General features: G+C 62.9%; 28 protein-coding genes. 21 read left to right on the forward strand and 7 right to left on the reverse strand.

Features of this window, described 5'->3' with window-relative positions; genetic code table 11:
- The first annotated feature begins 8 nt into the window (after positions 1–8).
- The 5 genes from AC1RQ5_RS21395 to AC1RQ5_RS21415 all read left to right on the forward strand — a co-directional run bounded on the left by AC1RQ5_RS21395 (position 9) and on the right by AC1RQ5_RS21415 (position 4,708).
- Positions 9–1,178, forward strand: coding sequence for a M20 aminoacylase family protein (locus tag AC1RQ5_RS21395; protein ID WP_493201623.1), 1,170 nt, complete (start codon positions 9–11; stop codon positions 1,176–1,178).
- Between the two features lie 32 nt (positions 1,179–1,210).
- Positions 1,211–2,371, forward strand: coding sequence for a M20 aminoacylase family protein (locus AC1RQ5_RS21400; protein ID WP_398474640.1), 1,161 nt, complete (start codon positions 1,211–1,213; stop codon positions 2,369–2,371).
- A 145-nt stretch (positions 2,372–2,516) separates the two neighbouring features.
- Complete coding sequence (locus AC1RQ5_RS21405; protein ID WP_493201625.1) at positions 2,517–3,407, forward strand: crotonase/enoyl-CoA hydratase family protein; 891 nt, start codon at positions 2,517–2,519, stop codon at positions 3,405–3,407.
- 106 nt (positions 3,408–3,513) lie between these two features.
- Positions 3,514–4,188 carry an alpha/beta fold hydrolase gene (locus AC1RQ5_RS21410; protein WP_493201627.1) on the forward strand — a complete coding sequence of 225 codons (675 nt, stop codon included), beginning with the start codon at positions 3,514–3,516 and terminating at the stop codon, positions 4,186–4,188.
- A gap of 103 nt (positions 4,189–4,291) precedes the next feature.
- The gene (locus AC1RQ5_RS21415; protein WP_493201629.1) at positions 4,292–4,708 is read left to right on the forward strand and encodes a hypothetical protein; all 417 of its coding nucleotides are present in this window, start codon (positions 4,292–4,294) and stop codon (positions 4,706–4,708) included.
- A 4-nt stretch (positions 4,709–4,712) separates the two neighbouring features.
- On the opposite strand, the gene AC1RQ5_RS21420 is transcribed toward AC1RQ5_RS21415, so the two are convergent.
- From AC1RQ5_RS21420 to AC1RQ5_RS21430, 3 genes are all read right to left on the reverse strand, one after another.
- Positions 4,713–5,690, reverse strand: a complete 978-nt coding sequence (locus AC1RQ5_RS21420) for an NADPH:quinone oxidoreductase family protein (protein ID WP_493201631.1) — start codon at positions 5,688–5,690, stop codon at positions 4,713–4,715.
- Positions 5,690–6,304, reverse strand: a complete 615-nt coding sequence (locus tag AC1RQ5_RS21425) for a 2-hydroxychromene-2-carboxylate isomerase (RefSeq protein WP_493201633.1) — start codon at positions 6,302–6,304, stop codon at positions 5,690–5,692. Before AC1RQ5_RS21425 ends, AC1RQ5_RS21420 begins: the two co-directional genes overlap by 1 nt.
- 143 nt (positions 6,305–6,447) lie before the next feature.
- Positions 6,448–7,152 carry a glutathione S-transferase N-terminal domain-containing protein gene (locus tag AC1RQ5_RS21430; RefSeq protein WP_493201634.1) on the reverse strand — a complete coding sequence of 235 codons (705 nt, stop codon included), beginning with the start codon at positions 7,150–7,152 and terminating at the stop codon, positions 6,448–6,450.
- 121 nt (positions 7,153–7,273) lie between these two features.
- Between AC1RQ5_RS21430 and AC1RQ5_RS21435 the strand changes: the two genes are divergently transcribed.
- A complete protein-coding gene (locus tag AC1RQ5_RS21435) occupies positions 7,274–8,296 on the forward strand; it encodes a methionine synthase (RefSeq protein ID WP_398474653.1) in 1,023 nt (340 codons plus the stop codon).
- A 152-nt stretch (positions 8,297–8,448) separates the two neighbouring features.
- Here the strand turns inward: AC1RQ5_RS21435 and AC1RQ5_RS21440 are convergent, their stop codons facing one another.
- The 3 genes from AC1RQ5_RS21440 to AC1RQ5_RS21450 form a co-directional block, all read right to left on the reverse strand.
- A complete protein-coding gene (locus tag AC1RQ5_RS21440) occupies positions 8,449–9,084 on the reverse strand; it encodes a hypothetical protein (RefSeq protein ID WP_493203505.1) in 636 nt (211 codons plus the stop codon).
- A gap of 112 nt (positions 9,085–9,196) precedes the next feature.
- Complete coding sequence (gene gpt, locus AC1RQ5_RS21445) at positions 9,197–9,721, reverse strand: xanthine phosphoribosyltransferase (RefSeq protein WP_493201635.1); 525 nt, start codon at positions 9,719–9,721, stop codon at positions 9,197–9,199.
- An 18-nt stretch (positions 9,722–9,739) separates the two neighbouring features.
- The gene (locus AC1RQ5_RS21450) at positions 9,740–10,474 is read right to left on the reverse strand and encodes a competence/damage-inducible protein A (protein WP_398474660.1); all 735 of its coding nucleotides are present in this window, start codon (positions 10,472–10,474) and stop codon (positions 9,740–9,742) included.
- A 221-nt stretch (positions 10,475–10,695) separates the two neighbouring features.
- Between AC1RQ5_RS21450 and AC1RQ5_RS21455 the strand changes: the two genes are divergently transcribed.
- The 15 genes from AC1RQ5_RS21455 to AC1RQ5_RS21525 all read left to right on the forward strand — a co-directional run bounded on the left by AC1RQ5_RS21455 (position 10,696) and on the right by AC1RQ5_RS21525 (position 24,465).
- Positions 10,696–12,114 (forward strand): circularly permuted type 2 ATP-grasp protein, encoded by a 1,419-nt coding sequence (locus AC1RQ5_RS21455; protein ID WP_398474662.1) that lies wholly within the window; start codon positions 10,696–10,698, stop codon positions 12,112–12,114.
- A 114-nt stretch (positions 12,115–12,228) separates the two neighbouring features.
- Positions 12,229–13,173, forward strand: coding sequence for an alpha-E domain-containing protein (locus AC1RQ5_RS21460; RefSeq protein WP_398474664.1), 945 nt, complete (start codon positions 12,229–12,231; stop codon positions 13,171–13,173).
- 3 nt (positions 13,174–13,176) lie between these two features.
- Positions 13,177–14,019 (forward strand): transglutaminase family protein, encoded by an 843-nt coding sequence (locus AC1RQ5_RS21465; protein ID WP_398474666.1) that lies wholly within the window; start codon positions 13,177–13,179, stop codon positions 14,017–14,019.
- 78 nt (positions 14,020–14,097) lie between these two features.
- Entirely contained in the window at positions 14,098–14,841 is a 744-nt protein-coding gene (locus AC1RQ5_RS21470) for a proteasome-type protease (RefSeq protein WP_398474668.1), read from the forward strand.
- A 74-nt stretch (positions 14,842–14,915) separates the two neighbouring features.
- Positions 14,916–15,431: a GNAT family N-acetyltransferase gene (locus tag AC1RQ5_RS21475; RefSeq protein ID WP_493201638.1), complete on the forward strand. Its 516-nt coding sequence runs from the start codon at positions 14,916–14,918 to the stop codon at positions 15,429–15,431.
- A gap of 30 nt (positions 15,432–15,461) precedes the next feature.
- Positions 15,462–16,220: an SDR family oxidoreductase gene (locus AC1RQ5_RS21480; protein WP_398474670.1), complete on the forward strand. Its 759-nt coding sequence runs from the start codon at positions 15,462–15,464 to the stop codon at positions 16,218–16,220.
- A 77-nt stretch (positions 16,221–16,297) separates the two neighbouring features.
- Positions 16,298–16,588: a type II toxin-antitoxin system RelE/ParE family toxin gene (locus AC1RQ5_RS21485; RefSeq protein WP_493201641.1), complete on the forward strand. Its 291-nt coding sequence runs from the start codon at positions 16,298–16,300 to the stop codon at positions 16,586–16,588.
- Positions 16,589–16,598: 10 nt separating this feature from the next.
- Positions 16,599–16,925 (forward strand): addiction module antidote protein, encoded by a 327-nt coding sequence (locus AC1RQ5_RS21490; protein ID WP_493201643.1) that lies wholly within the window; start codon positions 16,599–16,601, stop codon positions 16,923–16,925.
- A 42-nt stretch (positions 16,926–16,967) separates the two neighbouring features.
- Positions 16,968–18,218 (forward strand): NupC/NupG family nucleoside CNT transporter, encoded by a 1,251-nt coding sequence (locus AC1RQ5_RS21495; protein ID WP_493201645.1) that lies wholly within the window; start codon positions 16,968–16,970, stop codon positions 18,216–18,218.
- A 199-nt stretch (positions 18,219–18,417) separates the two neighbouring features.
- The gene (locus tag AC1RQ5_RS21500) at positions 18,418–19,572 is read left to right on the forward strand and encodes an ABC transporter ATP-binding protein (RefSeq protein ID WP_493201647.1); all 1,155 of its coding nucleotides are present in this window, start codon (positions 18,418–18,420) and stop codon (positions 19,570–19,572) included.
- Positions 19,565–20,509 carry a carbohydrate ABC transporter permease gene (locus AC1RQ5_RS21505; RefSeq protein ID WP_493201649.1) on the forward strand — a complete coding sequence of 315 codons (945 nt, stop codon included), beginning with the start codon at positions 19,565–19,567 and terminating at the stop codon, positions 20,507–20,509. Before AC1RQ5_RS21500 ends, AC1RQ5_RS21505 begins: the two co-directional genes overlap by 8 nt.
- Positions 20,506–21,339 carry a carbohydrate ABC transporter permease gene (locus tag AC1RQ5_RS21510; RefSeq protein ID WP_493201651.1) on the forward strand — a complete coding sequence of 278 codons (834 nt, stop codon included), beginning with the start codon at positions 20,506–20,508 and terminating at the stop codon, positions 21,337–21,339. The genes AC1RQ5_RS21505 and AC1RQ5_RS21510 overlap by 4 nt, the downstream gene beginning before the upstream one ends.
- Positions 21,340–21,384: 45 nt before the next feature.
- The gene (locus tag AC1RQ5_RS21515) at positions 21,385–22,668 is read left to right on the forward strand and encodes an ABC transporter substrate-binding protein (protein ID WP_493201653.1); all 1,284 of its coding nucleotides are present in this window, start codon (positions 21,385–21,387) and stop codon (positions 22,666–22,668) included.
- 61 nt (positions 22,669–22,729) lie between these two features.
- On the forward strand, positions 22,730–23,551 hold the full coding sequence (locus AC1RQ5_RS21520; RefSeq protein WP_493201655.1) for a phosphodiesterase: 822 nt from the start codon (positions 22,730–22,732) through the stop codon (positions 23,549–23,551).
- On the forward strand, positions 23,548–24,465 hold the full coding sequence (locus AC1RQ5_RS21525) for a phosphodiesterase (RefSeq protein WP_493201656.1): 918 nt from the start codon (positions 23,548–23,550) through the stop codon (positions 24,463–24,465). The genes AC1RQ5_RS21520 and AC1RQ5_RS21525 overlap by 4 nt, the downstream gene beginning before the upstream one ends.
- Here AC1RQ5_RS21525 and AC1RQ5_RS21530 read toward each other — a convergent pair.
- A complete protein-coding gene (locus AC1RQ5_RS21530; protein WP_398474691.1) occupies positions 24,393–24,956 on the reverse strand; it encodes a cupin domain-containing protein in 564 nt (187 codons plus the stop codon). The genes AC1RQ5_RS21525 and AC1RQ5_RS21530 overlap by 73 nt on opposite strands.
- Positions 24,957–25,048: the final 92 nt, after the last annotated feature.

Here is a 25,048-nt window from a genome sequence, read left to right on the forward strand (position 1 = left end):
ATACGCCCGTGCCCGTCCTCGATCGCATTCAAGGTTTTGCCGACGACCTCACCGCCATCCGTCGCGACCTGCACGCCCATCCGGAAGTCGGCTTCGAGGAAGTCCGCACCTCCGGCATCGTAGCCGACAAGCTGGCGAGCTGGGGCATCGAGGTCCATCGCGGCCTCGGCACCACCGGCGTGGTCGGCACGCTGAAGGGCAAGGGCAACGGACCCAGGCGCATCGGCATCCGCGCCGACATGGACGCGCTGCCGATGGAGGAGAACACCAACCTCGCCTGGCGCTCGACCATTCCGAACCGCTTCCATGGCTGCGGCCATGACGGCCACACCACGATCCTGCTCGGCACAGCGCGCTATCTCGCCGAGACCCGCAACTTCGACGGCACCGTGCACTTCATCTTCCAGCCTGCCGAGGAAGGTCTCGGCGGCGCGCGAGCGATGATCAAGGACGGGCTGTTCACGCAGTTTCCCTGCGACGAGATCTACGGGCTGCACAACGCCCCCGACATGAATCACGGCGAGATCGGCATCTTCCCCGGCCCCAACCTCGCCGCGGCAGATTTCTTCGACATCGTCATCCGCGGCTACGGCGCCCATGGCGCCCAGCCCAACCGCTCCAAGGATCCGGTCATCGTCGCCATGGCGCTCGGCCAGGCGATCCAGAGCATTGTCAGCCGCAATGCCGATCCGCTTAAATCCGCGGTGCTGTCGATCACCCAGCTTCATTCCGGCTCGGCCTATAACGTGATCCCCAACGAGGCGCGGCTGTGCGGCACTACCCGCACCTTCGACAACGACATGCGCATGCTGATCCGCGAGCGGATGAAGACGCTGGCCGCAGGTATGGCCACCGCCTTCGATTGCGAGATCACGGTCGAGATCCGCGACGGCTTCAGCGTGCTGGTCAATCAGGAAGAGCACAGCAAGGCTGTCGAGGACGTCGCCCGCACCATCGTCGGCGACGCCAATGTGCAGACTGGCATCCGCCCCATCATGGGCTCCGAGGATTTCGCCGACATGCTGCATGCCGTGCCCGGCGCCTATTTCTGGCTCGGCCAGGAAGGCTCGGTGCCGCTGCACAATCCCGGCTATTATTTCGACGACAAGGCGCTTCCGATCGGCGCCAGCATGTTCGCCCGGATCATCGAGACACGCCTGCCCCTGGCGCATGGCTAACATCTTCTCGCGACAATCAACGGATCATCACCATGCCCACACTCGAACGCATTGACGCCTTCGCCGACGAACTCACCGCCATCCGCCGCGATCTGCACGCGCATCCGGAAATCGGCTTCGAGGAAGTCCGCACCTCCGGCATCGTCGCCGACAAGCTCGCCTCGTGGGGCGTGGAAGTGCATCGCGGCCTCGGCGGCACCGGTGTGGTCGGCACGCTGAAGGGCAAGGGCAACGGCACCAGGCGCATTGGTCTGCGAGCCGACATGGACGCGCTGCCGATGGAGGAGAACACCAATCTCGCCTGGCGCTCGACCATTCCCGGCCGCTTCCACGGCTGCGGTCATGACGGCCACACCACCATGCTGCTCGGCACCGCGCGCTATCTCGCCGAAACCCGCAACTTCGATGGCACCGTGCATTTCATCTTCCAGCCCGCCGAGGAAGGCCTTGGCGGCGCGCGCGCGATGATCAAGGACGGGCTGTTCAAGCAGTTTCCCTGCGACGAGATCTACGGCCTGCACAATGCGCCGGACATGAATCACGGCGAAGTCGGCATCTTCCCCGGCCCCGCCATGGCAGCCGCGGATTTCTTCGACATCCACATCAAGGGCTATGGCGCGCATGGCGCGATGCCGGAGCGCTCGAAGGATCCGGTGGTGATCGCGATGACGCTCGGTCAGGCGATGCAGTCCATCGTCAGCCGCAATGTCGATCCGTTCCAGTCGGCAGTGCTGTCGATCACCCAGATCCATTCGGGCTCGGCCTATAACGTCATCCCCGACGACGCCAAGCTGTGCGGCACTGTGCGCTGCTTCTCCGAGACCGTGCGCCAGCAGATCCGCGATCGCATGCACGCCCTCGCCAAGGGCATCGCCACGGCGTTCGATGTGGAGATCACCGTGGATATCCGCGACGGCTTCAGCGTGCTGGTCAATCAGGAAGAGCACAGCAAGGCCGTGGAAGATGTGGCCCGCATGATTGTCGGCGATGCGAACACGATCACGCGCTCGAAGCCGAAAATGGGCTCGGAAGATTTCGCCGACATGCTGCATGCGGTGCCCGGCGCCTATTTCTGGGTCGGCCATGAAGGCTCGGTGCCGGTGCACAATCCCGGCTTCTATCTCGACGACAAGATTCTCCCGATTGGTGCCAGCATGTTCGCGCGGATCATCGAGACAAGGTTGCCGGCGTAAGCTGGCTGTCATTCCGGGGCGCGCCCTTCGCGCGAACCCGGAATCTGGTAATAGCTAGAACACGATGAGATCCCGGGTTCGCGCCTGCGGCGCGCCCCGGAATGACGACAAAATCAAGAACCAAAAACAACCGGGAGAAACCGACATGGCCTATGAGACCATCCTCTACAGCGTCGAGGACCAGATCCTCACCATCACGCTGAACCGCCCCGAAAAGCTCAACGCCTATAATGCCACCATGCAGGCGGAGATGATCGACGCCTTCGACAAGGCGGATGCCGACGACAATGTGCGCGCCATCATCATCACCGGCGCCGGCCGCGGATTTTGCGCAGGCGCGGATCTCTCCTCGGGTGCCGACACGTTCGATCGCGATGCCCGCCGCGGGCCGGTGAAGCGCCATGCCGACGGCAAGGTGGATTACAGCGACGACATGGTGCGCGACGGCGGCGGCCAGGTGACCTTGCGCATGTTCAAATGCCTGAAGCCCGTGATCGGCGCCATCAATGGCCCCGCCGTCGGCATCGGCGCCACCATGCAGCTGGCGATGGATATCCGCATCGCCTCCGAGAACGCGCGCTTCGGCTTCGTGTTCTCCCAGCGCGGCATCGTGCCGGAAGCGGCCTCGAGCTGGTTCCTGCCACGCATTGTCGGCATCTCGCAGGCGCTGGAATGGTGTTATTCCGGCCGCGTGTTCCCGGCGCAGGAAGCCCTCGCCGGCCGCCTGGTCAGCAAGGTGGTGCCGCATGACGAGCTGATCCCCACCGCGCGGGCGCTGGCCAAGACGTTCATGGAGAAAACGGCGCCGGTATCGGTCGCGCTGATCCGGCAGATGATGTGGCGCCTCTCCGCCACCGACGATCCGATGGAAGCCCACAAGATCGACAGCCGCGGCATTTATGCGCGCGGGCGTTCGGAGGACGTGAAGGAAGGCGTCGTTGCCTTTCTTGAAAAACGCCCGGCTGAGTTCAAGAACAAGGTCAGCACCGACATGCCCGATTACTTCCCCTGGTGGGACGAGCGCGGCTATAAGTAGGGCGGATGAGCGCAGCGTCATCCGCCGGCGGAGTTAAAAGCTGAAACTCCGCGGCGGATGACGGCTTCGCCTTATCCGCCGCTACGGCAACACATTAGGCTTCTGAATGACTTCGCCCTCCTCCGATCGTCCATCCGAGGGCGTCGTTTTCCTGCACGGCATCAGCCGCTCGTTTCGCTCTCTCATCAAGCTGCAGCAGGCGGTGGACAAAGCCGGCTTCGCCACGCGCAACATCGGCTATCCCAGCCGCGAGAAGGCGCTGTCGGCGCTGGTGGATGACATTCATCCGGCCATCGCGCCCTTTGCCGACGCCAATGACGGCGCCACGCATTTCGTCTGCCATTCCATGGGCGGTTTGCTGGCGCGCGCCTATATCGCGCGCTATCGCCCGCAACGGCTCGGCCGCGTGGTGATGCTGGGCACGCCGAATGGCGGCAGCGAGATTGCTGACAAACTCAAGGACTGGCTGCTCTACCGGCTGTATTTCGGCCCGGCAGGACAGCAGTTGGTGACGGCACGCGATGCTGCGACGGCCGCCTTGTTGCCGGCCGTTGACTATCCCGTGGGCATCATCGCCGGCAATCGCTCGCTCGATCCGATCGCGTCGGGCTTCATGCTGCCCGGCGCGAATGATGGGCGCGTGACGGTGGCGCGGACGAAACTCGATGGAATGGCGGATCACATGGTGATCCCTGCCTCGCATGCGTTCATGATGCGCAACAAGGCGGCGATTGCCCAGACCATCGCATTCCTGAAGGACGGACGCTTCACGGCCCGCTAGCAGTTCCATACGCTCACCGCATACGCGTCTGCAGTGAGTTTGCTGCACCGCAGCGCCGATCGCCTCTATGATCCCCGCTCACGCAACGCGCTATGGGGACACGATGCGTCTGCTGACATTGCTACTTCTCACCTTGCCGCTGGCCGGCTGCGCCGACCGCGAAGCGAAATGGGCCACGCAGGGTCGCACCTCACTGATCGGTCTCGATCAATCCACCATCCGCATGTGCGCGGGATTGCCCAGCGGCACCGTGAAGGACGGCCGCACCGAGATCTGGATGTATGAGCGCAACACCTCGTCGCCGGCCGGCGTGGCGCCCGTGGCGGTGACGCTGCCGCTCGGCCTCAGCGTCGGGGGCGCGACACCTGTCGGCTATTGCCGCGTGCAGATGCGCTTTGCCGGCGGCAAGGTCAGCGAAGTGCATTATGCCGGCGCAACGGACATCGCGAGCCATCGCGATGCCGCCTGCGGACAGATCGTGCGCAGCTGCCTGCCCCGGGAAGGACGGCCGATCGACTAGGCGTCTAGTCGATCATCAGGGCCACGCGTCCGATCGCCTTGCGCTCGGTCAGCAACCGCATCGCCTGCGCGACATCCGCAAGCGGCAGCCGATGCGAGACATTGGGGCGGATCTTGCCGGCCTCCGCCCATGCGAACAGCGTCTTCAAGCGCGCCTCGCCGATTGTCGGATCGCGCCGCGCCGCTTCTCCGGCACGCACGCCGAGCACGCTGGCGCCCTTGATCAGCACGAGATTGGTCTTCGCCACGCCGATGCCGCCGGTGAAGCCGATCACCAGCAGGCGCGCGCCCCAATTGATGCAGCGCAGGCTCTGCTCGAAGATTTCGCCACCGACGGGATCGAACACGACATCGGCGCCGCGGCCGTCGGTGATGCGCTTCACGGCATCCCTGAACGGCTCGGCACCATAGAGAATGCCGTGATCGGCGCCGCGCGCCTTGGCGACGTCGAGCTTCGCCTGTGACGATGCCGCAGCGATCACCGTGGCGCCCAGCAGCTTGCCGATCTCGACAGCGGCCAGACCGACGCCGCCACCGGCGCCATGCACCAGCAACACCTCGCCGGGCTTGAGCTGCCCGCGATCCACCAGCGCATGATGCGCGGTGCCGTGGGCGGCAAGGAAGGTGGCGCCTTCCGCGTAATCGAAGGTGGACGGCAGATGCGTGAGCTGCGAGGGCGTGACGACGACCTCATCGGCATAGCCGCCGAAGCGGAGTTTGACGATGACGCGATCGCCCACGCTGAATCCTGCCCCGTCATCCGCGATCTCGCTGATATCGCCGGCGGCTTCCATGCCCGGCGTAAATGGCAGCTCGGGCTTGAGCTGATATTCGCCCGCGGCCATCAGGATGTCCGGAAAATTGATCCCGGCGGCGCGGATGCGGACACGCACCTGCCCAGGCTTCAGCGGCTGTGAAGGAAACTCTTCAAGGCTCAGCGTTTCGGGCGGGCCGAGTTCGCGGCAGACGATTGCTTTCGGCATCACGCAGCACTCCGGCGCTGCAGCGCCTCGCGGATCAATGGCATGCGGTCGTTGCCGAAATACATGTCGGTCTTGTCGAGATAGATGGTGGGTGAGCCGAAGCCACCGCGGGCCATGACTTCATCGGTGTTGAGTTTCAACTCGTCCTTGATGACCTGCTCGCTGATGCCGGCAAAGAAGGCCGCAGGATCGAGGCCGACGCGTTGGCAGACTTCGGTCAGCACCTCGTCCTTGGAGATGTCCTTGTCTTCGCCCCAGTAGATTTCGAACACCGTGCGCGCGAACGGCACCATGGTCTCCGGCTGCTCGTGCTGCAACCAGATGCAGCCGCGCATGGCCTTGACGCTGTTCACGGGAAACACCGTGGGCGGCATCTTGATGGCGAGGCCAGAGGAGCGCGCCCAGTCGGCGAGATCCTTCTTCATGTAGCGCGCCTTCGCCGGCACCGGCGTCTCGCGCGAGGCATAGACGGACGGATTGACGGTGTTGAAGATGCCGCCGACAAGGATGGGGCGCCAGGCGATGTCGACGTTAACTTCCCTGGCCAGCGGCTGGATGTTGTGGAAGGCGAGATAGGTCCAGGGGCTGGAACAGTCGAAGAAGAATTCGATCATGGGTGTTTCCTCATATTCTTGTTGGTGCTTGACGTGTCCGCCCTCTGCTTTGTCATCACCCGCGAAAGCGGGTGATCCAGTACACGCCGAAGCAGGGGTGTTTACGGGGTCACCCGGTCAAGCCGGGTGACGACAAGAGCGTTTTACTGCTGTTGTTGCGCATGCGCGGGCGCATCGACACCGAACATGATCTTCCGCGCCTGCTCGTCCATCGGCTTGCGCTCGGCCTTGCCCACCGCAAGCCCGGCCTGCACCTGCGGCCGGGCGCGAATGAGCGCGTACCAGCGCTTCACGTTGGGAAACTCATCCAGCGTCAGGCCTTGCGCCTTGTGGGTCATGATCCAGGGGAAGCAGGCCATGTCGGCGATGGAATAATCGCCGGCGATGTAATCGCGTCCCTCGCCGAGATGCGCATCGAGCACGCCATAGAGCCGCTTCGCCTCGCGGGTGTAACGATCGATCGCATAAGGGATCTTCTCCGGCGCGTAGAGCAGGAAATGCCCGTTCTGGCCGAGCATCGGGCCGAGCCCGCCCATCTGCCACATCACCCATTGCATCACATTGAAACGGCCACGCTGGTCCGCCGGCATGAAGCGGCCGGATTTTTCGGCGAGATAGATCAGGATCGCGCCGCTCTCGAACATGGTGATGTCAGCGCCACCATCGGCCGGCGCATGATCGACGATGGCAGGCATCCGGCCATTGGGCGAGAGTTTGAGAAAATCAGGCTGGTGCTGATCGCCGCGGCCGAGTTGCATCGGCACCACCGTGTAAGGCAGGCCGCATTCCTCCAGCATGATGGTGATCTTCCAGCCATTCGGCGTCGGCGCATAATGCAGGTCGATCATCGGTTTCCTCGCAGTGTTTTACGCGATCCTAGCCCTCGCCCAAGGATGCGCAATCCCATATACGCGGGACGCGGAACATGGCAGATAGGCCGCCATAACGAACAATTCCGGGGAGCGAACAATGCTGTTTCCAACCACCATCGCCGGCTCGCTGCCGAAGCCCGAATGGCTCGCCGAGCCGAACAAGCTGTGGCCGACCTGGCGCGCCCAGGGCGCCGAACTGCAGCGCGCCAAGCGCGACGCCACGCTGCTGGCAGTGAAGGTGCAGGAAGATGCCGGTATCGACATCGTCACCGACGGCGAACTGGCGCGGCAGCACTTCGTCCACGGCTTCCTCGAAAAAGTCGAGGGCATCGACTTCAAGAACAAGGTCGAGATGGGCATCCGCAACGATCGCTACAAGGCGATGGTGCCGCAGGTGATCGCACCGCTGAAGCTCAGCGGCCGCGTGCATGATTTCGAAGCGCAGGCAACGCGCGCGCATACGACCCGCAAATTCAAGTTCACCCTGCCCGGCCCGATGACCATCATCGATACGCTGTCGAACAGCCATTACAGCGACCGCGTCGAGATGGCGTTTGCCTTTGCCGAACTCCTCAATCAGGAAGCGCTGGCGCTGCAGGCTGATGGCGTGGACATGATCCAGTTCGACGAGCCCGCCTTCAACGTGTTCATGAAGGACGCGGCCGACTGGGGCGTGAAGGCGCTGGAGCGCGCGGCGCAGGGGCTGACTTGCGCCACCGCCGTGCACATCTGCTACGGTTACGGCATCAAGGCCAATACCGACTGGAAGGAAACGCTGGGCGGCGAGTGGCGGCAATATGAAGAGATTTTCCCGGCCATTGATGCCTCGCCGATCCAGCAGGTGGCCATCGAATGTCGCAATTCGCGGGTGCCGCTGGAACTGCTGGGACTGCTGAAGAACAAGGTGGTGCAGGCCGGCGTCATCGATGTCGCCAGCGATGACGTCGAGACGCCGGAGGACGTGGTCGCCACCATCGAGGCTGTCATGAAGCACGTGCCGAAGGAGCGTATCGTGCCGACCACCAATTGCGGCATGGCGCCGATGCAGCGGGATATTTCCGAGGCGAAACTGCGGGCGCTGGGTGCGGGCGCGAAGCTGGCGAGGGAGAAGCTGGCGTAAGGCTCGACTCCCTCCACATCTTGGCCGGGCTCGACGGGTGCAAAACACTCAGTCCCTCATGGTGAGGAGGCGCGCGACGCGCGCCGTCTCGAACCATGAGTTGCTCGCGCTCCGTCGCCATCCTTCGAGACGCGGCCGAAGGCGGCCGCTCCTCAGGATGAGGGTGGAGTGTGTGGGAACGCGCTAGAGTGGAATACCGGGCGATAGCCTGCGCCAAAGGCGCGCAGCGTTGACGGCGGTGTCAACAGTTGGGCATCGCGAAGGGCATCATTAATCGCCGCGTAACCCGCGAACGACCACCGCAGTACACGTCCTTGCGCAATCAGGTAGCTCTCGCCACCTACCTCCACCATCGCGCCATCCGGCAATGAGTCGAGAGGTCCATCCAGCGCATGCAATCGTTTCACGCGCCCATCCAGCCGCTCGGCATGCAGCACGCGATCGATCTCCGTCGCCTTCACGCCGTTCACCTCATTGCCCTCCTCCCAAGCCGCACGAAACCGATTGGCGTCATCACGTCGGCAGTAGAAACACGGACGATGGCCGGCGGCGAAGGATGTGGCTTCGTCCAGGAAGAACAGTTCGGTCCAACTCCGCGTCGCCATCACATCGCGGCGACGGCCGCGGAAGTCGCAGACGCAGGTGATCCAGGCCGGATTGGACCAGCGGCGGTTCAGCAGGGTCTTGGTGTCGGGATCATGGATGATGCCGCGATTGCCGGTGAACAGGCCGCGCTCGGATGTGGCGACAATGTCGCCGAAGGGAGTGACGCGGTTCTGAAGGGGCATGTCGCGCGTCTCGCTCACTCTCCTTGTCATCGCCCGGCTTGACCGGGCGATCCAGTACACTCCGACCTCCGTTTACTGGATCGCCCGCTTTCGCGGGCGATGACAGTCAGAGCTACGCTGCCCCGTCCCGCATCGGCGGCTGAAACGACAAACCAAGATCCCACGGGAAGAAGATCCACGTATCCTGCGACACTTCCGTGATGAACGTATCCACCAGCGGGCGCCCCATCGGCTTCGCATAGACCGTGGCAAAATGCGCGTCGGGCAACATCTCGCGGACCATGCGGGCGGTCTTGCCGGTGTCGACGAGATCATCGACGATCAGCAATCCCTTGCCGGTCCCCTTGCCGAGCTTCACGGTGGCATCGGAGACACCTTTCAGCACCTGCAGCTCGCCCTGCTTGTTATGCGCGTAGCTCGCGATGCACACCGTATCGATCACGCGCACGCCGAGTTCACGCGCGACGATCGCGGCCGGCACCAGACCGCCACGGGTGATCGCGACGATCGCATCGAACGGACCGGCGCTGTTGAGCCGCCAGGTCAGTGCGCGGCAGTCGCGATGAAACTGATCCCACGACACCGGAAACGCCTTGCCGGCGCGCTCTTGCGCGCTCAGCTCCGGATGGTCTGCCATAACAACACTCCTAAAAAATCACTTCGCGGCGGCAAGCCCCGCCAGCATCTCCTGCACGGCCGCCATGGCGGCATCGAGCTTGGCCTGGTCGCGCGAGCGCACCACGAGATTGGTGTTCGGCTTGCCCGCCTCGTCCATGAACGGATAGCTGCCGATGATCGTGTCGGGATGCGCCGCGGCGATTTCGCGCAAGGGGCCGCCGACATCGCCCTCACGGGCATTGGCCTTCACGGTGTCCGACAACATGCGCACGCCGGATTTCAGCTTCGGCGCCACGATGTCCATCATCGCCTGCATGATCGAGGGCACGCCGGCCATCACGATGACATTCTCGATCTTGAAGCCGGGCGCCAGGATGGTCGCGCTCTGGATCAGGTCGGCGCCATCGGGGATGCGGGCCATACGCAAGCGTGCTTCATTCAGGTCAGCGCCGAAGCGCTCCTGGAAACGCGCCACCACTTCCGGATGATGGTCGATGCTGACGCCAAACGCCTTGGCGACCGCATCTGCGGTGATGTCGTCATGGGTCGGCCCGATGCCGCCCGTGGTAAAAACGTAGTCGTAGCGTTTGCGCAGCGCGTCGAGCGCGGCCACGATATCCGCCTCGTCATCGGAGACCACGCGGACTTCCTTGAGGTCGATGCCGATATTGGTGAGGTATTCGGCGATATAGCCGATATTCTTGTCCTTGGTCCGGCCCGACAGAATTTCGTCGCCGATCACCAGAATGGACGCCGTCACGATCTCGGTCATGTCTCACTTCCTCGCCTGATCGGACACCATGCGCAGGCACGGAGCCGATGTCATCCGGTTATGCCGCCCAAACGTGCAGCGTCCAGCCGTTTTTTCGGGCAGCTTTTAGGCATCCCCACCAAATTGCCCGTCCGGAATGCATATTGTGCTGGCCCGCCCCTTGCTACCATCCCGGTTAGTCGTGCAGTCTTAGAAACGGTCTCGAACACAGTCAGGGGTATATGGCAGTCGCGTTCGACGAAATGAATGGGCATGATGGCGCACTTCGCCCAGCCTATGAGGAACTCTCCCGCTGGCTCGCCGAAACGCCGCCAGATGCACTCGACCATCGCCGCGAAGAGGCAGAGCTGCTGTTTCGCCGCATCGGCATCACCTTCGCCGTTTATGGCGAGGCTGAGTCCACCGAACGGCTGATCCCCTTCGACGTCATCCCCCGCATCATTTCCGGCAAGGAATGGACACGGCTGGAAACCGGGCTGAAGCAGCGCACCCGCGCCATCAACATGTTCCTGAGAGATCTCTATCACGGCCGCGACATTCTGCGCGCCGGCGTGGTGCCTGACGATCTCGTGTTTCAGAACCCGGCGTTCCGGCCCGAGATGAATGGCCAGGACGTGCCGCACGACGTCTATGTGCATATTGCCGGCATCGACATCGTCCGCACCGATCCCGACGAATTCTATGTGCTCGAGGACAATGCCCGCACGCCCTCGGGCGTCTCCTATATGCTGGAGAACCGCGAGATCATGATGCGGCTGTTTCCGGACCTGTTCGCGCGCCATCGCGTGGCACCGGTCGAGAAATATCCCGACGAGCTGTTGTCATGCCTGCGCTCGGTGGCGCCGCGCTCGGCCTCCACCGAACCGACCGTCGCGCTGCTGACGCCCGGCGTCTACAATTCCGCTTTCTATGAACATTCGTTTTTGGCCGACAAGCTCGGTGTCGAACTGGTCGAGGGCCGCGATCTCATCGTCAAGAACGACGAAGTCTTCATGCGCACCACCGAGGGGCTGAAGCGCGTCGATGTGCTGTATCGTCGGCTCGACGACGACTTCATCGATCCCCTCACCTTCCGCCCGGATTCCGCGCTTGGCGTGCCCGGCCTGATGTCGGCCTACATGGCCGGCAATATCACGCTGGCCAATGCGGTGGGCACGGGGATCGCCGATGACAAGGCGATGTACAGCTACATGCCGGACATCGTGAAATTCTATCTCGGCGAAGAGCCGATCCTGAAGAACGTCCCGACCTGGCGCTGCCGCGAGGCCGGCGATCTCGCTTATGTCCTCGACAATCTCGGCGATCTCGTCGTCAAGGAAGTGCACGGCTCCGGCGGCTACGGCATGCTGATCGGCCCGGCCGCGACGAAGGCAACGATCGAGGCATTTCGCGACAAGCTGAAGCGTGATCCGGAAGGCTTTATCGCGCAGCCGACGCTGGCGCTCTCGACCTGCCCGACCTGCACCGCCAGTGGCCTGGCACCGCGTCATGTGGATCTGCGACCATTCGTGCTGACGGGCGCCAAGGAAAGCAGAATCGTGCCCGGCGGTCTCACGCGCGTGGCGCTGCAGGAGGGGTCGCTGGTGGTGAATTCGAGCCAGGGCGGCGGCACGAAAGATACGTGGATTTTGGATGAGTAAACGCCGTCATTGCGAGCGCAGCGAAGCAATCCAAAAAGCCAAGAACTGGATTGCTTCGTCGCTTCGCTCCTCGCAATGACGACTGAGAGTATTTGAGAAAGACCATTATCGCCCATGCTGTCGCGCACCGCTGAAAATCTTTACTGGCTGGCCCGCTATATCGAACGCGCGGAATATCTCGCGCGCACCATCGAGGCAACGCTGCGTGTCACCGCATTGCCGAGCGCCTATATCGGCCAGACCAATGAATGGGACTCCGCACTGCTGACTGCCGGCATCGGCGCCGGCTTCTACAATTCCCATACGGTCGCCGATGAAGAGAGCGTCGTCCAATATATCGCTTTCGCGCCGGACAATCCGTCATCGATCCGCAACTGCATCGAGGCCGCGCGCCTGAATGCGCGCTCGGTGCGCACCGCGCTCACCGGCGAGATGTGGGACACCATCAACGGTGCCTGGCTCGAATTGCAATCGGTGTGGAGCAACGGCGCGAAATCACGCGAACAGCTCGCGCGCTTCCTGCGCTTCGTGCAGGAGACCTCGCTGCGCTTCGACGGTTCGGCCTACCGGACCATGCTGCGCAACGACGCCTACTGGTTCTCGCGGCTCGGCCTGCATCTGGAACGCGCCGACAACACCGCGCGTATTCTCGACGTCAAATATCATCTGCTGCTGCCGGAGGACGAACATGTCGGCGGCCCCCTCGATTACTATCAGTGGACCTCGATCCTGCGCTCGGTATCGGCGCTGACGGCCTATCACTGGGTGTATCGCGAGACGCTGAAACCGTGGCTGATCGCGGATCTTTTGATCCTCAACGACACGCTGCCGCGCTCGCTGGCGAGCTGTTACGGTAACCTCGTGCGCAATCTCGACCAGATCGGCGTCGCCTATGGCCGCCAGGGCGCGGCGCAAAGACATGCGAGGGGTGTGCGCAACAGGCTTGAACACAGCAATATGGACGATATCTTCCAGCGCGGCCTGCATGAGTTCATCCAGGAATTCCTGAGCGACAATAGCCGGCTCGGCGAAATCATCGGCAAACAGTATTTGATTTGAAACATGCGCCTCCGCATCGCCCATTCGACCACCTATCGCTATGAGCCGGCGGCGTCCGGCGTCATCCAGATTCTGCGGATGACGCCCGGCAGCCATGACAGCCAGTATGTGGCCGACTGGCAGATCGACGTCTCCACCGATTCGCGCCTCGACAAGCACGAGGATGCGTTCGGCAATGTCACCCACGTGCTGACCCATGGCCCGTTGTCGGACCTGACCGTCAGTGTCGAGGGGCTGATCGAGACCCAGGATACCGGCGGCGTGCTGCGCGGCACCGACGAGCGCTTTCCGCCCAGCATGTTCCTGCGGCCCACGAATCTCACCGACCTGACGCCGGCGATGGAAAGTTTTGCGCGCGAGCTGACGCCCTCGGCATCGAGCGACCCGCTCGGTTACCTGCATGCACTGATGCTCGGCATCAACACCCATATGACCTTCGACACCGACCCGACCAGCAGCGGCACCACCGCCAGCGAGGCATTCGCGGGCAAGCGCGGCGTCTGCCAGGATTACGCGCATATTTTCATTGCCTGCGCGCGGATCGGCGGCATTCCGGCCCGTTTCGTCTCCGGCCATTTCTGGCGGGCAGACGGCAAGAATCAGCAGGAGGCCGGCCATGCCTGGGCCGAGGCCCATGTGCCCGGGCTCGGCTGGGTCGGCTTCGACCCGGCCAATGCCATCTGCATCACCGATGCCCATGCCCGGATCGCCATCGGTCTGGATTATCTCGGGGCTGCGCCGGTACGCGGCACCCGCTATGGTGGCGGCGCGGAGACGCTGACCGTGGCGGTGCGCGTGGATAAAGTGCCGGAGCGCGGCCAATCGCAGTCCCAGTTCCAGAGTTGAGCGCCTGAATAACGGGCAAGCACGGTTGCCCGTGCCGCGCTCGACGCGTAAGACCCTTCGCAGGTTAAGAGGCTGGCGATGACTTACTGCTGCGGAATTCTGGTGAAAGACGGTCTGGTGATGATCGCGGACACGCGCACCAATGCCGGGCTCGACAATGTCTCCACCTTCCGCAAGCTGCACATCTTCAACCAGCCCGGCGACCGCATCATGGCGATCGCCTCGGCCGGCAATCTCGCCATCAGCCAGTCGGTGATCTCGACCCTCAATGAGGGGCTGGAGAATCCCGAGACCGGCGAGATCGAGACGCTGTTGAGCGCGCCCACCATGTTCCAGGCGGCCAAGCGGATCGGTCGCGCGATCCGGCATGTCTCCACGACCGAGGGCAAGGCGCTGGAAGCCGAAGACATCGATTTCAATGTCTCCTTCCTGTTCGGCGGCCAGATCGCCGGCGAGAAGATGCGGCTGTTCATGATCTATCCGGCCGGCAATTTCATCGAATGCACGGTGGATACGCCTTACCTGCAGATCGGCGAGCACAAATACGGCAAGCCGGTGCTCGACCGCGCGATGCATTACGATGTCGAGCTCTATGAGGCGCTGAAGACCGGTCTGATCTCGATGGATTCGACCATGCGCTCGAATATCGGCGTCGGCCTGCCCATCGACGTGCTGGTGGTCCGCACGGATGTCTGCGATGCCGACCTCAATCACCGCATCGAGGCCGGCGAGCCCTATTTCCACGACCTGCGCTCGCGCTGGTCGGCAGCGCTGCGCGCGGCGCATCAGAACATCCCGCGACCGCCTTATAAAAATGCATGATCGTAGGATGGGTTGAGCGCAGGCGCGTAGCGCCGGAGCGATACCCATCACCACATGTTCCGGAGATTGTGGTGATGGGTATCGCTACGCTCAACCCATCCTACACCTGGCGCCCGATGACCGGCGGCGATCTCCCCACGGTCAAAGCACTCGCCGATATCATCCATCCCGCCTTTCCTGAAAGCAGTGCCGTCTTCGCCAATCGCCTCGCGCTGCACGCCTCTGGCTGCGAGGTGCTGGACGGCGATGATGGCCTCAAAGGCTATGTACTCAGCCATCCCTGGCAGGACCGCGCGCCGCCGCCGCTCGATGCGGTGCTGGAGCCCGTGGCGTCGCCCTCGACCTACTACATCCACGATCTCGCGCTGCTGCCCGCGACCCGCGGCAGCGGCGCCGGCACGGCGATTGTGGGTATCCTCGCCGCCCGCGCACGCGCACTGGGCCTGCCGAACATGACCCTTGTTGCCGTCAACAATTCGGTTCATTTTTGGCAGCGGCAGGGCTTTACCGTCAGTGATGATCCCGCACTCACCGCCAAGCTCGCGAGCTATGGCGATCAGGCGCGCTTCATGACCAAAGACCTCTCCTAGAAACTCGCGTCTAAATCAGGGAAGAAACCAATGACCGCCAAGATCGCCATCGTCACCGGAGCCGGCACCGGCGTCGGCCGCGCCGCCTCGCTCGCGCTGATGAACACCGGCTTCACCGTCGTGCTCGCCGGCCGCCGCCTGGAGCTGCTGCAGGAGACGCAGAAGCTCGGCGCAGAAAAAGGTGGCAAGAGCCTGCCCGTCACCGCCGACATGCAGGACCCCGCCTCGATCGCGGCGCTGTTCGCCAAGACCGTGCAGGAATTCGGCCGGCTCGACGTGCTGTTCAACAATGCCGGCATGGGCGCGCCGGCGATCCCGTTCGAGGATCTCGGCCTCGAGCAGTGGAAGGCCGTGGTCGATACCAACCTCACCGCGCCGTTCCTGTGCACCCAGCACGCCTTCCGCATCATGAAGGACCAGACCCCGCGCGGCGGCCGCATCATCAATAACGGCTCGATCTCCGCGCATGCGCCGCGGCCGTTCTCGGCCGCCTACACATCGACCAAGCACGCCATCACCGGCCTCACCAAGGCCAGCAATCTCGACGGCCGCGCCTATGACATCGCCGTCGGCCAGGTCGATATCGGCAATGCCGCCACCCCCATGACCGACCGCATGGTCAACGGCCCCGGCGTGCTGCAGCCCGACGGCACCTCGAAGCAGGAGCCGCGCATGGATTCGAAGGCCGTGGGCGATGCCGTGGCCTATATGGCCGGCCTGCCGCTGGATGCGAATGTGCTGACGATGACTGTGATGGCGACGAAGATGCCGTTTGTCGGACGGGGCTGATATTTAACAGTGGGAGGCGGGCCGCTCGTTCGCCTCCAAAAACTTGACCATTTCGCCCGTATCCTATAGGATACTACATGTTCGAGGTCTTGAAGACCAGCGAATATCAGAAATGGGTGACCTCCCTCACCGACCTGCGCGCGCAGGCATTGATTACGGCGCGTGTCGATCGTTTGCAGGTCGGCAATCCCGGCAATGTCAAAGCCGTCGGCGATGGCGTCAGTGAATTGAAGATCAATTTCGGGCCGGGATACCGCGTCTATTTCACACGAACCGGCAAGACCGTCGTGCTGCTTCTGTGCGGCGGCGACAAGTCTTCCCAGGCGAAAGACATTCGACGCGCGAAGCAGATCGCCGCCTCATTGTGAAGGACAGGCTATGGTGGAAGTTTCCAAATTCGACGCGGCTGAATATCTCAAGACTCCGGAGATGATTGCTGTCTATCTCACAGACGCTTTTGAGACTGATGATCCTGTTTTCATCTCACTCGCGATCGGAACGGCAGCACGCGCCAAAGGCATGGCTGAAGTTGCAAAGGCAGCCGGCGTCTCGCGTGAGAGCCTCTACAAGTCGCTCAATGGGCAATCCAAACCTGAATTCGACACCGTCCGCCGCGTGCTGACGGCTCTCGGTATCAAATTGGTTGCTGAGCCGATTAACGATTCCGAGGCGGCGCTTTGCGTATCAGGCACCAACGTTGCATGACCTCTCCTGCCGCGGCATCATTGCTGCGGTTCTGGGGGATGCATGCTTCAGCTTCAGTCGGCCTTTGGCATTATCGCATTGCTTGGCCTTGCCTGGCTATGCGGTGAAAATCGCAGCAAGGTGTCGTTGCGCAAGGCTGCGATCGGGCTCGTTATCACGATCGCCACGGCGGTTATTCTCCTGAAGCTTCCCATCGTTACCCGCGCATTCGGCACCATCAATGATGCCGTTTCGACCATTGCCGCCGCCTCACGCGCTGGCACGTCTTTCGTGTTCGGCTATCTTGGCGGCGGCGCGCTGCCGTTCGACCTCAAAGAACCAGGTGCCGATTTCGTGCTGGCGTTGCAGGCGCTGCCCGTGGTGCTGGTCATCAGCGTGCTGACCACGCTGCTGTTCTACTGGCGCATCCTGCCGCCGATCGTGCGCGGGATGGCGTGGGTGCTGGAGCGTACGCTGGGCATCGGCGGCGCGGTCGGGCTTTCAACCGCCGCGAACATCTTTCTCGGCATGGTGGAAGCGCCGCTGTTCATCCGCCCCTATATCGCGCAGCTCACACGCAGTGAGCTTTTCCTCGTGATGACCGGCGGCATGGCGGGGATCGCGGGCACGGTGCTGGTGCTTTATGCCACCTTCATGGCGCCGCTGCTGCCGGATGCCTCCGCGCATTTCGTCATCGCGTCGGTACTGGCAGCGCCCGCCGCCATCCTCGTCAGCCTGATCATGGTGCCCGAGACCGAGGATCGCCGCACCGGTGGCTTGCTCGCCAATCCTGACTCGCCTGCCAACAGCACGATGGATGCCATCGTCAAGGGCACGACGGCCGGCATCGAGTTGCTCGTCAATATCGTTGCGTTGTTGCTGGTCTTCGTGGCGCTGATGTATCTGATGAACGCGATCCTCATGCTGTTTCCGACCGTGGGCGGCGCGCCGCTCACCGGCCAGCGCATTGTCGGCTATGTGATGGCGCCGATCTGCTGGCTGATGGGCCTGCCCTGGGATCAGGCGCTCACCGCGGGATCGCTGATGGGCGTCAAGACGATCCTCAACGAGCTGATCGCCTATGTGCAGCTCGCAAAACTTGGCCCCGACGCACTCGATCAACGTTCGAGGCTCATCATGCTCTACGCACTCTGCGGCTTCGCCAATTTTGCCAGCCTCGGCATCATGATCGGCGGCCTTGGCACCATGGCGCCCGAGCGTCGCGACGAGATCAATGCGCTCGGCCTGAAGTCGATTTTATCGGGAACGCTGACGACCTGTCTCATGGGCGCCATTGTCGGCGTGCTCCATTAAGCGGCAGATGCCTGCCGGAAGTTGAGCCCGCAAAAATCCCGCCACATCCGAGTTGTGCGTTTCATGCGACAACTTTCCGCTGCAAGAATCGCCGGTTTCTGCGGGTTTTTTGCATCCTCCATCAAACTGTAATCTCGCTGTCAAATCTCTCGCCTATCGGTGCCGCCATCGACGCACGCAATGGTGATGGAGCTGCACGATGGCGAAGATCGAGCTCAGCGGCATTCGCAAGACCTTCGAAGGCAACGAGATCCTCAAGGGGATCGACCTCGCCATCGACGATGGCGAGTTCATCGCACTGATCGGCCCGTCCGGTTGCGGCAAGTCCACGCTGCTGCGGATCATCGCAGGCCTCGAGACGCAGGACTCCGGCAATGTCCGCATCGACGACGCCGTCGTCGATGGCATCCGGCCGAGCGCGCGCAATCTCGCAATGGTGTTTCAATCCTACGCGCTGTATCCGCATCTCTCCGTCTACGACAATATCGCCGTGCCGCTGCGCATGCGCCGGCTGACGGCATTTCAGCGCTTTCCGCTGCTGGGCAAGCTGTTTCCCGAGCGCCATCGCATCGAGCGCAGCATTCGCGACGATGTCGAACGCGTCGCCGAACAGCTCGAAATCACACAGCTCTTGAAGCGCAAGCCCGGACAGCTCTCCGGCGGCCAGCGCCAGCGTGTCGCGGTCGGCCGCTCCATCGTGCGCGATCCCGTCGGCTTCCTGTTCGATGAGCCGCTGTCCAATCTGGATGCGAAACTGCGCGTGCATATGCGCGCCGAGATCGCGCAGCTGCACCGTCAGATGCAAAGCACCTTCATCTATGTGACGCATGATCAGGCCGAAGCGATGACCATGTCGAGCCGGATTGCGGTCATGATCGAAGGCCGTATCGTGCAGATCGGCGCGCCCGCCGACGTCTATGAAAATCCGCGCGACCTGCGCGTCGCCGAATTCGTCGGCAGCCCGAAGATCAATGTGCTGCCCGGCACCGTCGGCAGCGATGGCGCGCTTGCGGCGCTCGGCCAGATGCTCGGCCTCACCACACCGGCGCCTGCCGGCCGCTGTGCGATCGGCGTGCGGCCGGAGCGCATCCGGCTTGGCGACGGCAGCTTTGCCGGCGATGTCGTGCATATCGAGAATCTCGGTGCCGAAGCCTTCATCCATATCCGGCATGACGGCATTCCCCTGCCGGTCGTTGCGCGGATCGATCACGACCGTGCGCTGCCAGCCATCGGCAGCCGGATCGCCTTCTCTTTCGCGCCAGATGCCGTTCGCGCTTTCGATGCCCAGGGCCGCCGCATCGATACGAAGCTGCAGGCACGTCGCGAGCAGATACTGGAGGTGGCCCTTGGTTGACCTCACCGCATCCTCCGCCACCATTCCCGACACACGCACCACCACCACCTCTGCAAAAGCGCCGCGCATCGGCCGCGGCGGCGCGGCGATGGCGATGTCCGCGCCGGCCATCGTACTGATGCTGCTGATGCTGATCGGCCCGCTCTGTGCCGTGATCGCGCTGTCCTTCACGGATTACCAGCTCGGCGCGCCCTCGCTCGCCTGGATCGGCCTCGCCAATTACCAGGAGATGCTCGATGATCGCGTGTTCTGGATCGCCCTCACCAACACGATCGTCTATGTCGCCATCGTCGTGCCGCTCGCCGTCGGCCTCGGTCTTGGCATTGCGTTGCTGATCGAAAGCGGCAGCAGCCTGCGTAGCTGGTATCGCACCATCTATTTCCTGCCCGTCATGGCCACGCTGATCGCCATGTCGATCGTGTGGGAGTTCATGCTGCATCCGCAATTCGGCCTCATCAATGCCCTGCTCGCGAGCATCGGCATCGAGGGCTATAGCTGGCTGCAGGATCGCCGCACCGCGCTTTATGCGCTTTGCGCCATCGGCATCTGGCAGGCGCTCGGCTTCAACATGGTGCTGTTCCTCGCCGGACTGATGTCGATCCCGCGCCATCTCTACGATGCCGCCGAGATCGACGGTGCACGGAGCGGGTGGGACAAGTTCCGCCTCGTCACCTGGCCGATGCTCGGGCCGACCACGCTATTCGTGATCATCATCACCAGCATTCGCGGCTTCCAGGTGTTCGACACCGTGCATGTGCTGACCAAAGGTGGGCCGTCGAAATCCACCGAAGTGCTGATCCATCGCATGTATGTCGAGGGATTCGAGTTCTTCCGCTCCGGCTATGGCGCGGCGCTCACCATCGTATTCCTCGCCTTCGTACTGCTGCTCACCCTCATCAAGGCACAGCTCGCCGGCCGCCGGGTGCATTACACATGACACTGAACCGCGCGCTCGCCTGGCCCGTCATTCGCCACACGCTGCTGTTGCTTGGCGCCGTCGTGATGCTGCTGCCTTTCGTCTGGATGATCTCGACGGCGTCAAAGCCGCAGACCGAGATCTTCACCACCGATGTGCATCTGATCCCGCACACTTTTGCGCTGTGGGACAATCTGAAGACCGCGTTTGGCAAGGCCGATCTCGTCCGTTTCCTGATCAATGGCGTGATCGTCACCGCGGCGATCTTCGTGCTGCAGGTCCTGGTCGCACTGCCAGCCGCCTATGCGCTGGCAAAGCTGCGCTTTGTCGGCCGCGATGTGCTGTTCGCGCTGGTGCTGTTTTGCATCCTGATCCCGCCGCAGGCGACCGCCATCCCGGTATTCCTGCTGCTGCATCATCTCGGCATCCTCGACACCTATGCGGCGCTGGTGGTGCCCTTCACCATCTCTGCCTTCGGCATCTTCCTGATGCGGCAGTTCTTCAAGACCGTGCCCGACGACCTCATCGACGCCGCGCGGATGGACGGCATCAGCGAATTCGGCATCGTCTGGCGCGTGATGCTGCCGACCGCCATTCCGGCGCTCACCGCCTTCGGCATCTTCTCGGTGGTGGCGCACTGGAACGACTATTTCTGGCCGCTGATCGTCCTCACCAGCGAGCATCTGCGCACGCCGCCGCTCGGCGTCGCCGCGTTCCGCAATGAGGAAGCCGGCACCAATTACGGGCCGCTGATGGCGGCCGCCATCGTCATCATCGCGCCGCTCGTCGTCGCGTTCCTGCTTGCCCAGCGCCGCTTCATCGAAGGCATCACGCTGACGGGCATCAAGTAGTTCGCATCAAGTAGTCCCACTGCCAACCCCGACTGGAGACCTCCCATGCTGATGAGATCGACCCTAGCGGCGCTCGCTTTGCTGTCCGGCGTCGCCGGCGCACAGGCGCAGACCAAGACCGAAGTCGTGATGCAATATCCCTTCCCCGAATTGTTCACGGAAACGCACAAGCAGATCGCCGAGGAATTCGCCAAGGTGCGCCCGGACATCAAGGTGACCATGCGCGCGCCTTACGAGTCTTACGAGGACGCTACCCAGCGCGTGCTGCGCGAGGCCGTCACCAACCAGGTGCCGGACGTCACCTTCCAGGGCCTGAACCGCATCCGCGTGCTGGTGGACAAGAACATTCCTGCGCCGCTCGACGACTACATCGCCGCGGAAAAGGATTTTGACAAGCAGGGCTTCCACCAGGCGATGTATGACATCGGCACCACGAGCGGCAAGGTCTATGCCCTGCCCTTCGCGATCTCGCTGCCGGTGGTCTATATCAACACCGATCTCGCCAAGAAGGCCGGCGCCGATATCGACAATCTGCCGACCACCTGGGACGGCCTGTTCGATCTCGCCAAGAAGATCCGCGCCGCCACGCCGGGTGCCAATGGCATGACCTATGCCTGGGACATCACCGGCAACTGGCTGTGGCAGGCACCGGTCTTCGCCCGCGGCGGCACCATGCTGAATGCAGACGAAACCAGGGTCGCCTTCAACGGCCCCGAAGGCCAGGCCGCGATCCGCACCATCGCGCGCGTCGTCACCGATGGCGGCATGCCGAATTTCGACCAGCCCGCCAGCCGCGCCGCCTTCGCCGCCGGCAAGACCGGCATCCACATCACCTCGACGTCGGATCTCAACAAGATCACCCAGATGATCGGCGACAAGTTCGTGCTCAAAACGCATACCTTCCCCGACGTGATCGCGCCGAATGGCCGCCTGCCCGCCGGCGGCAATGTGGTGATGATCACCGCGAAGGACAAAGCCAAGCGCGACGCGTCCTGGGAAGTCGTGAAATTCTGGACCGGCCCGAAGGGCGCGGCAATCATGGCCGAGACCACCGGCTACATGCCGCCGAACAAGGTCGCCAACGACACCTATCTCAAAGATTTCTACGTCAAGAACCCGAACAACTACACCGCCGTGAAGCAACTGCCGCTGCTCACCAAATGGTACGCCTTCCCCGGCGACAACGGCCTGAAGATCACCGACGTGCTGAAGGACCACCTCAACAGCATCATCTCTGGCGCCCGCACCAAGGAGCCCGAGGCCGTGCTCGCGGACATGACGGCGGACGTCCAGAAGCTGCTGCCGAAATCGGTCGGCGCTGCGAAGTAACGCTCACGACATCAGCCGCGGAGCTACACGCTCCGCGGCTATCCTCTCCGAAAGCGGCGTCATGAAACTGATCCACCTGAGCGATATCCACCTCACAACACCCGGCCAAACCATCGGCGGCCGCGATCCCCGCGCCAATTTCGAGCGCGCTCTGGCCCATGTGCTGCGCGGCCACGCCGATGCCGAGTTGATGGTGATCACGGGCGATCTTTCTGATTGGGCAGATCGCACCGACTACGAATGGCTGAAAGAACGTCTGCAGGAATTTCCGCTGCCGGTCCGCCTGTGCATCGGCAATCACGATGACCGCACGACCTTCCTGAGCGTATTCCCCGAATGCAATGACGGCGGCTTTGCGCAGGGCGCAAAAGACATCGCCGCCGGGCGCTGCCTGTTCCTCGATACATGGGGACCGGAGAGCCATGCCGGCTTCTATTGCGACGCGCGCCAGCAATGGCTTGAGCAGCAGCTCTCCGAGGGCGACGGCCCGTTCTTCCTGTTCATGCATCACAATCCGATCCCGACCCATCTCGGCCCGATGGACAAGATCGGCCTGCGCGACGATGCCGCCTTCCGCCGCATCGTCCGCCGTCACCGCGACAAGATCCGCCATATTTTCTTTGGCCATTGCCATATCCCCATGGCCGGTTCGACGGCCGGCGTACCGACCACGTCGCTGCGCGGCACCAATCATGCGAGCTATGTGGATTTCGCCGAAACCAAAATGCTGCTCGGCTCCGACCTGCCGGAATCCTACGGCGTCGCCTTTATCGGCGAGGATTATGTCACTGTGCACATGATCGAGTTCGGCTATCAAGGCGAGATCCGTTCCGGCGGCTCGCCCGACTACAAAGCGTGGGACCGGGAGACGATGCAGCGATGAAATTCATTGTTCTCACCGACACCCATTTCGTCCCCGCCGGCCGCAAGCTGTACGGGCTCGATCCCGCAGCGCGCCTGGCGATCGCGGTCGACAAGATCAACGCCACGCATCGCGACATCGCTTTTGTCATCGTCACCGGCGACCTCGCCCATTGGGGCGAGCAAGGCGCCTATGAAAGCCTCGCGACACAACTCGGCCGGCTCAATGCGCCGGTCATCACGATGCTCGGCAACCACGACAAGCGCGATGCATTTCGCGCTGTCTTCCCGCATGCCGACCGCGACGACCACGGCTTCGTGCAAAGCCTGCGCATCACCGATGCCGCGACCATCGTCACGCTGGACACGCTGAACGAAGACACGCCGGATCACGCTGGTATCCTCTGCGACAACAGGCTGGCGTTTCTGGAAGACGCTCTGAAGTCAGCGCCGACCGATCGCCCGCTGCTGCTGTTCCAGCATCATCCGCCCTTCGACAGCGGTTTGCGCTACATGGATACGATCAAGCTCGCCAATGGCGAAGCCGAATGGGACGTGATCGCGCGCACGCGCAAGCCCGATTACCTCTTCATGGGGCACCTGCATCGCCCCATCGCCGGCGCATGGCGCGGCATCCCGTTCCACATCCAGCGCGCGCTGACGCATCAGGTGGCGTTCGATTTCGAGGCGGACGGCCATATTCCCGGCACGCATGAGGCGCCGGATTATGCGTTCGTGACTGTCGCTGACGGGAACGTCGTCATTCACCAGTGCTCGTTCCTGTATGACGGGCCGCGCTTCTCGCTGCATGATGCCGAGGCGCAGGCTGCGCAATCGGTGGACGAGTTGAAGCGCACGGCGGATCAGCCCTTCACTTCCACCGTCCTGAATTGCGCCGGCAAAATCACTTCGAGCAGTTCGCAATTGTCGGAATAGTCGCGGATCAGATGCTTGATGCGCGGCGGCTGGGTCCAGCACGAGCCCGGCCGCATGGTCTGCTCGCCGACGCCGTCCATATAGGTCTTCACCCAGCCATTCAGCACATAGACGAGTTGAAACTCGGCGTCGTGATAATGCAGCTTTGAAACTTCCTTGGGATCGCACGGTCCGATCAGGCGGATCACATGCGCTTGGGCCAGACCACCGCTCGCTTCGGCCACGCCGAGATCGCGATACTTGGCGTAAGCGCGCAAGCCGGTCGCAAAATCCTCCTCGCGATAGTGGCTGATGGCCGGGCGCTGCTTGCGTCGTTTACCTGACTCAGGGACTGCGGTGACCTTCTTTGCAGTAACAGTCGTGGGCTTCTTCGCTGCGGCGATTTTCTTGGCCGCTGTCGCCACACTTGCTTTTCGCGCTGCTGTCTTGGGCGCGACACGCTTCGCCGCTTTCGTCGCACTGATCTTTGACGCTCGCTTCTGCTTCGCCATCACGTACTTCCCAGCTTCCGCATGCGCCGGACAGCGGCGTTGCGCGCGAGAAACTAACTGCAGTTCGACACATCGGCAATTCGTTGGATGTG

It is taken from the genome of Tardiphaga sp. GW821-FHT12E02 (assembly GCF_058807155.1).

What these genes read in the sequence shown, in the direction of transcription:
- AC1RQ5_RS21410 (WP_493201627.1), top strand. Translation starts at nt 3,514, where the DNA reads ATGACTTCGCCCTCCTCCGATCGTCCATCCGAGGGCGTCGTTTTCCTG.
- AC1RQ5_RS21460 (WP_398474664.1), top strand. Translation starts at nt 12,229, where the DNA reads ATGCTGTCGCGCACCGCTGAAAATCTTTACTGGCTGGCCCGCTATATC.
- AC1RQ5_RS21470 (WP_398474668.1), top strand. Translation starts at nt 14,098, where the DNA reads ATGACTTACTGCTGCGGAATTCTGGTGAAAGACGGTCTGGTGATGATC.
- AC1RQ5_RS21495 (WP_493201645.1), top strand. Translation starts at nt 16,968, where the DNA reads ATGCTTCAGCTTCAGTCGGCCTTTGGCATTATCGCATTGCTTGGCCTT.
- AC1RQ5_RS21500 (WP_493201647.1), top strand. Translation starts at nt 18,418, where the DNA reads ATGGCGAAGATCGAGCTCAGCGGCATTCGCAAGACCTTCGAAGGCAAC.
- AC1RQ5_RS21515 (WP_493201653.1), top strand. Translation starts at nt 21,385, where the DNA reads ATGCTGATGAGATCGACCCTAGCGGCGCTCGCTTTGCTGTCCGGCGTC.
- gpt (WP_493201635.1), bottom strand. Translation starts at nt 9,721, where the DNA reads ATGGCAGACCATCCGGAGCTGAGCGCGCAAGAGCGCGCCGGCAAGGCG.
- AC1RQ5_RS21480 (WP_398474670.1), top strand. Translation starts at nt 15,462, where the DNA reads ATGACCGCCAAGATCGCCATCGTCACCGGAGCCGGCACCGGCGTCGGC.
- AC1RQ5_RS21400 (WP_398474640.1), top strand. Translation starts at nt 1,211, where the DNA reads ATGCCCACACTCGAACGCATTGACGCCTTCGCCGACGAACTCACCGCC.
- AC1RQ5_RS21475 (WP_493201638.1), top strand. Translation starts at nt 14,916, where the DNA reads ATGGGTATCGCTACGCTCAACCCATCCTACACCTGGCGCCCGATGACC.
- AC1RQ5_RS21450 (WP_398474660.1), bottom strand. Translation starts at nt 10,474, where the DNA reads ATGACCGAGATCGTGACGGCGTCCATTCTGGTGATCGGCGACGAAATT.
- AC1RQ5_RS21525 (WP_493201656.1), top strand. Translation starts at nt 23,548, where the DNA reads ATGAAATTCATTGTTCTCACCGACACCCATTTCGTCCCCGCCGGCCGC.
- AC1RQ5_RS21520 (WP_493201655.1), top strand. Translation starts at nt 22,730, where the DNA reads ATGAAACTGATCCACCTGAGCGATATCCACCTCACAACACCCGGCCAA.
- AC1RQ5_RS21415 (WP_493201629.1), top strand. Translation starts at nt 4,292, where the DNA reads ATGCGTCTGCTGACATTGCTACTTCTCACCTTGCCGCTGGCCGGCTGC.
- AC1RQ5_RS21455 (WP_398474662.1), top strand. Translation starts at nt 10,696, where the DNA reads ATGGCAGTCGCGTTCGACGAAATGAATGGGCATGATGGCGCACTTCGC.
- AC1RQ5_RS21425 (WP_493201633.1), bottom strand. Translation starts at nt 6,304, where the DNA reads ATGATCGAATTCTTCTTCGACTGTTCCAGCCCCTGGACCTATCTCGCC.
- AC1RQ5_RS21465 (WP_398474666.1), top strand. Translation starts at nt 13,177, where the DNA reads ATGCGCCTCCGCATCGCCCATTCGACCACCTATCGCTATGAGCCGGCG.
- AC1RQ5_RS21435 (WP_398474653.1), top strand. Translation starts at nt 7,274, where the DNA reads ATGCTGTTTCCAACCACCATCGCCGGCTCGCTGCCGAAGCCCGAATGG.
- AC1RQ5_RS21490 (WP_493201643.1), top strand. Translation starts at nt 16,599, where the DNA reads ATGGTGGAAGTTTCCAAATTCGACGCGGCTGAATATCTCAAGACTCCG.
- AC1RQ5_RS21405 (WP_493201625.1), top strand. Translation starts at nt 2,517, where the DNA reads ATGGCCTATGAGACCATCCTCTACAGCGTCGAGGACCAGATCCTCACC.
- AC1RQ5_RS21440 (WP_493203505.1), bottom strand. Translation starts at nt 9,084, where the DNA reads ATGCCCCTTCAGAACCGCGTCACTCCCTTCGGCGACATTGTCGCCACA.
- AC1RQ5_RS21420 (WP_493201631.1), bottom strand. Translation starts at nt 5,690, where the DNA reads ATGCCGAAAGCAATCGTCTGCCGCGAACTCGGCCCGCCCGAAACGCTG.
- AC1RQ5_RS21430 (WP_493201634.1), bottom strand. Translation starts at nt 7,152, where the DNA reads ATGATCGACCTGCATTATGCGCCGACGCCGAATGGCTGGAAGATCACC.
- AC1RQ5_RS21530 (WP_398474691.1), bottom strand. Translation starts at nt 24,956, where the DNA reads ATGGCGAAGCAGAAGCGAGCGTCAAAGATCAGTGCGACGAAAGCGGCG.
- AC1RQ5_RS21510 (WP_493201651.1), top strand. Translation starts at nt 20,506, where the DNA reads ATGACACTGAACCGCGCGCTCGCCTGGCCCGTCATTCGCCACACGCTG.
- AC1RQ5_RS21485 (WP_493201641.1), top strand. Translation starts at nt 16,298, where the DNA reads ATGTTCGAGGTCTTGAAGACCAGCGAATATCAGAAATGGGTGACCTCC.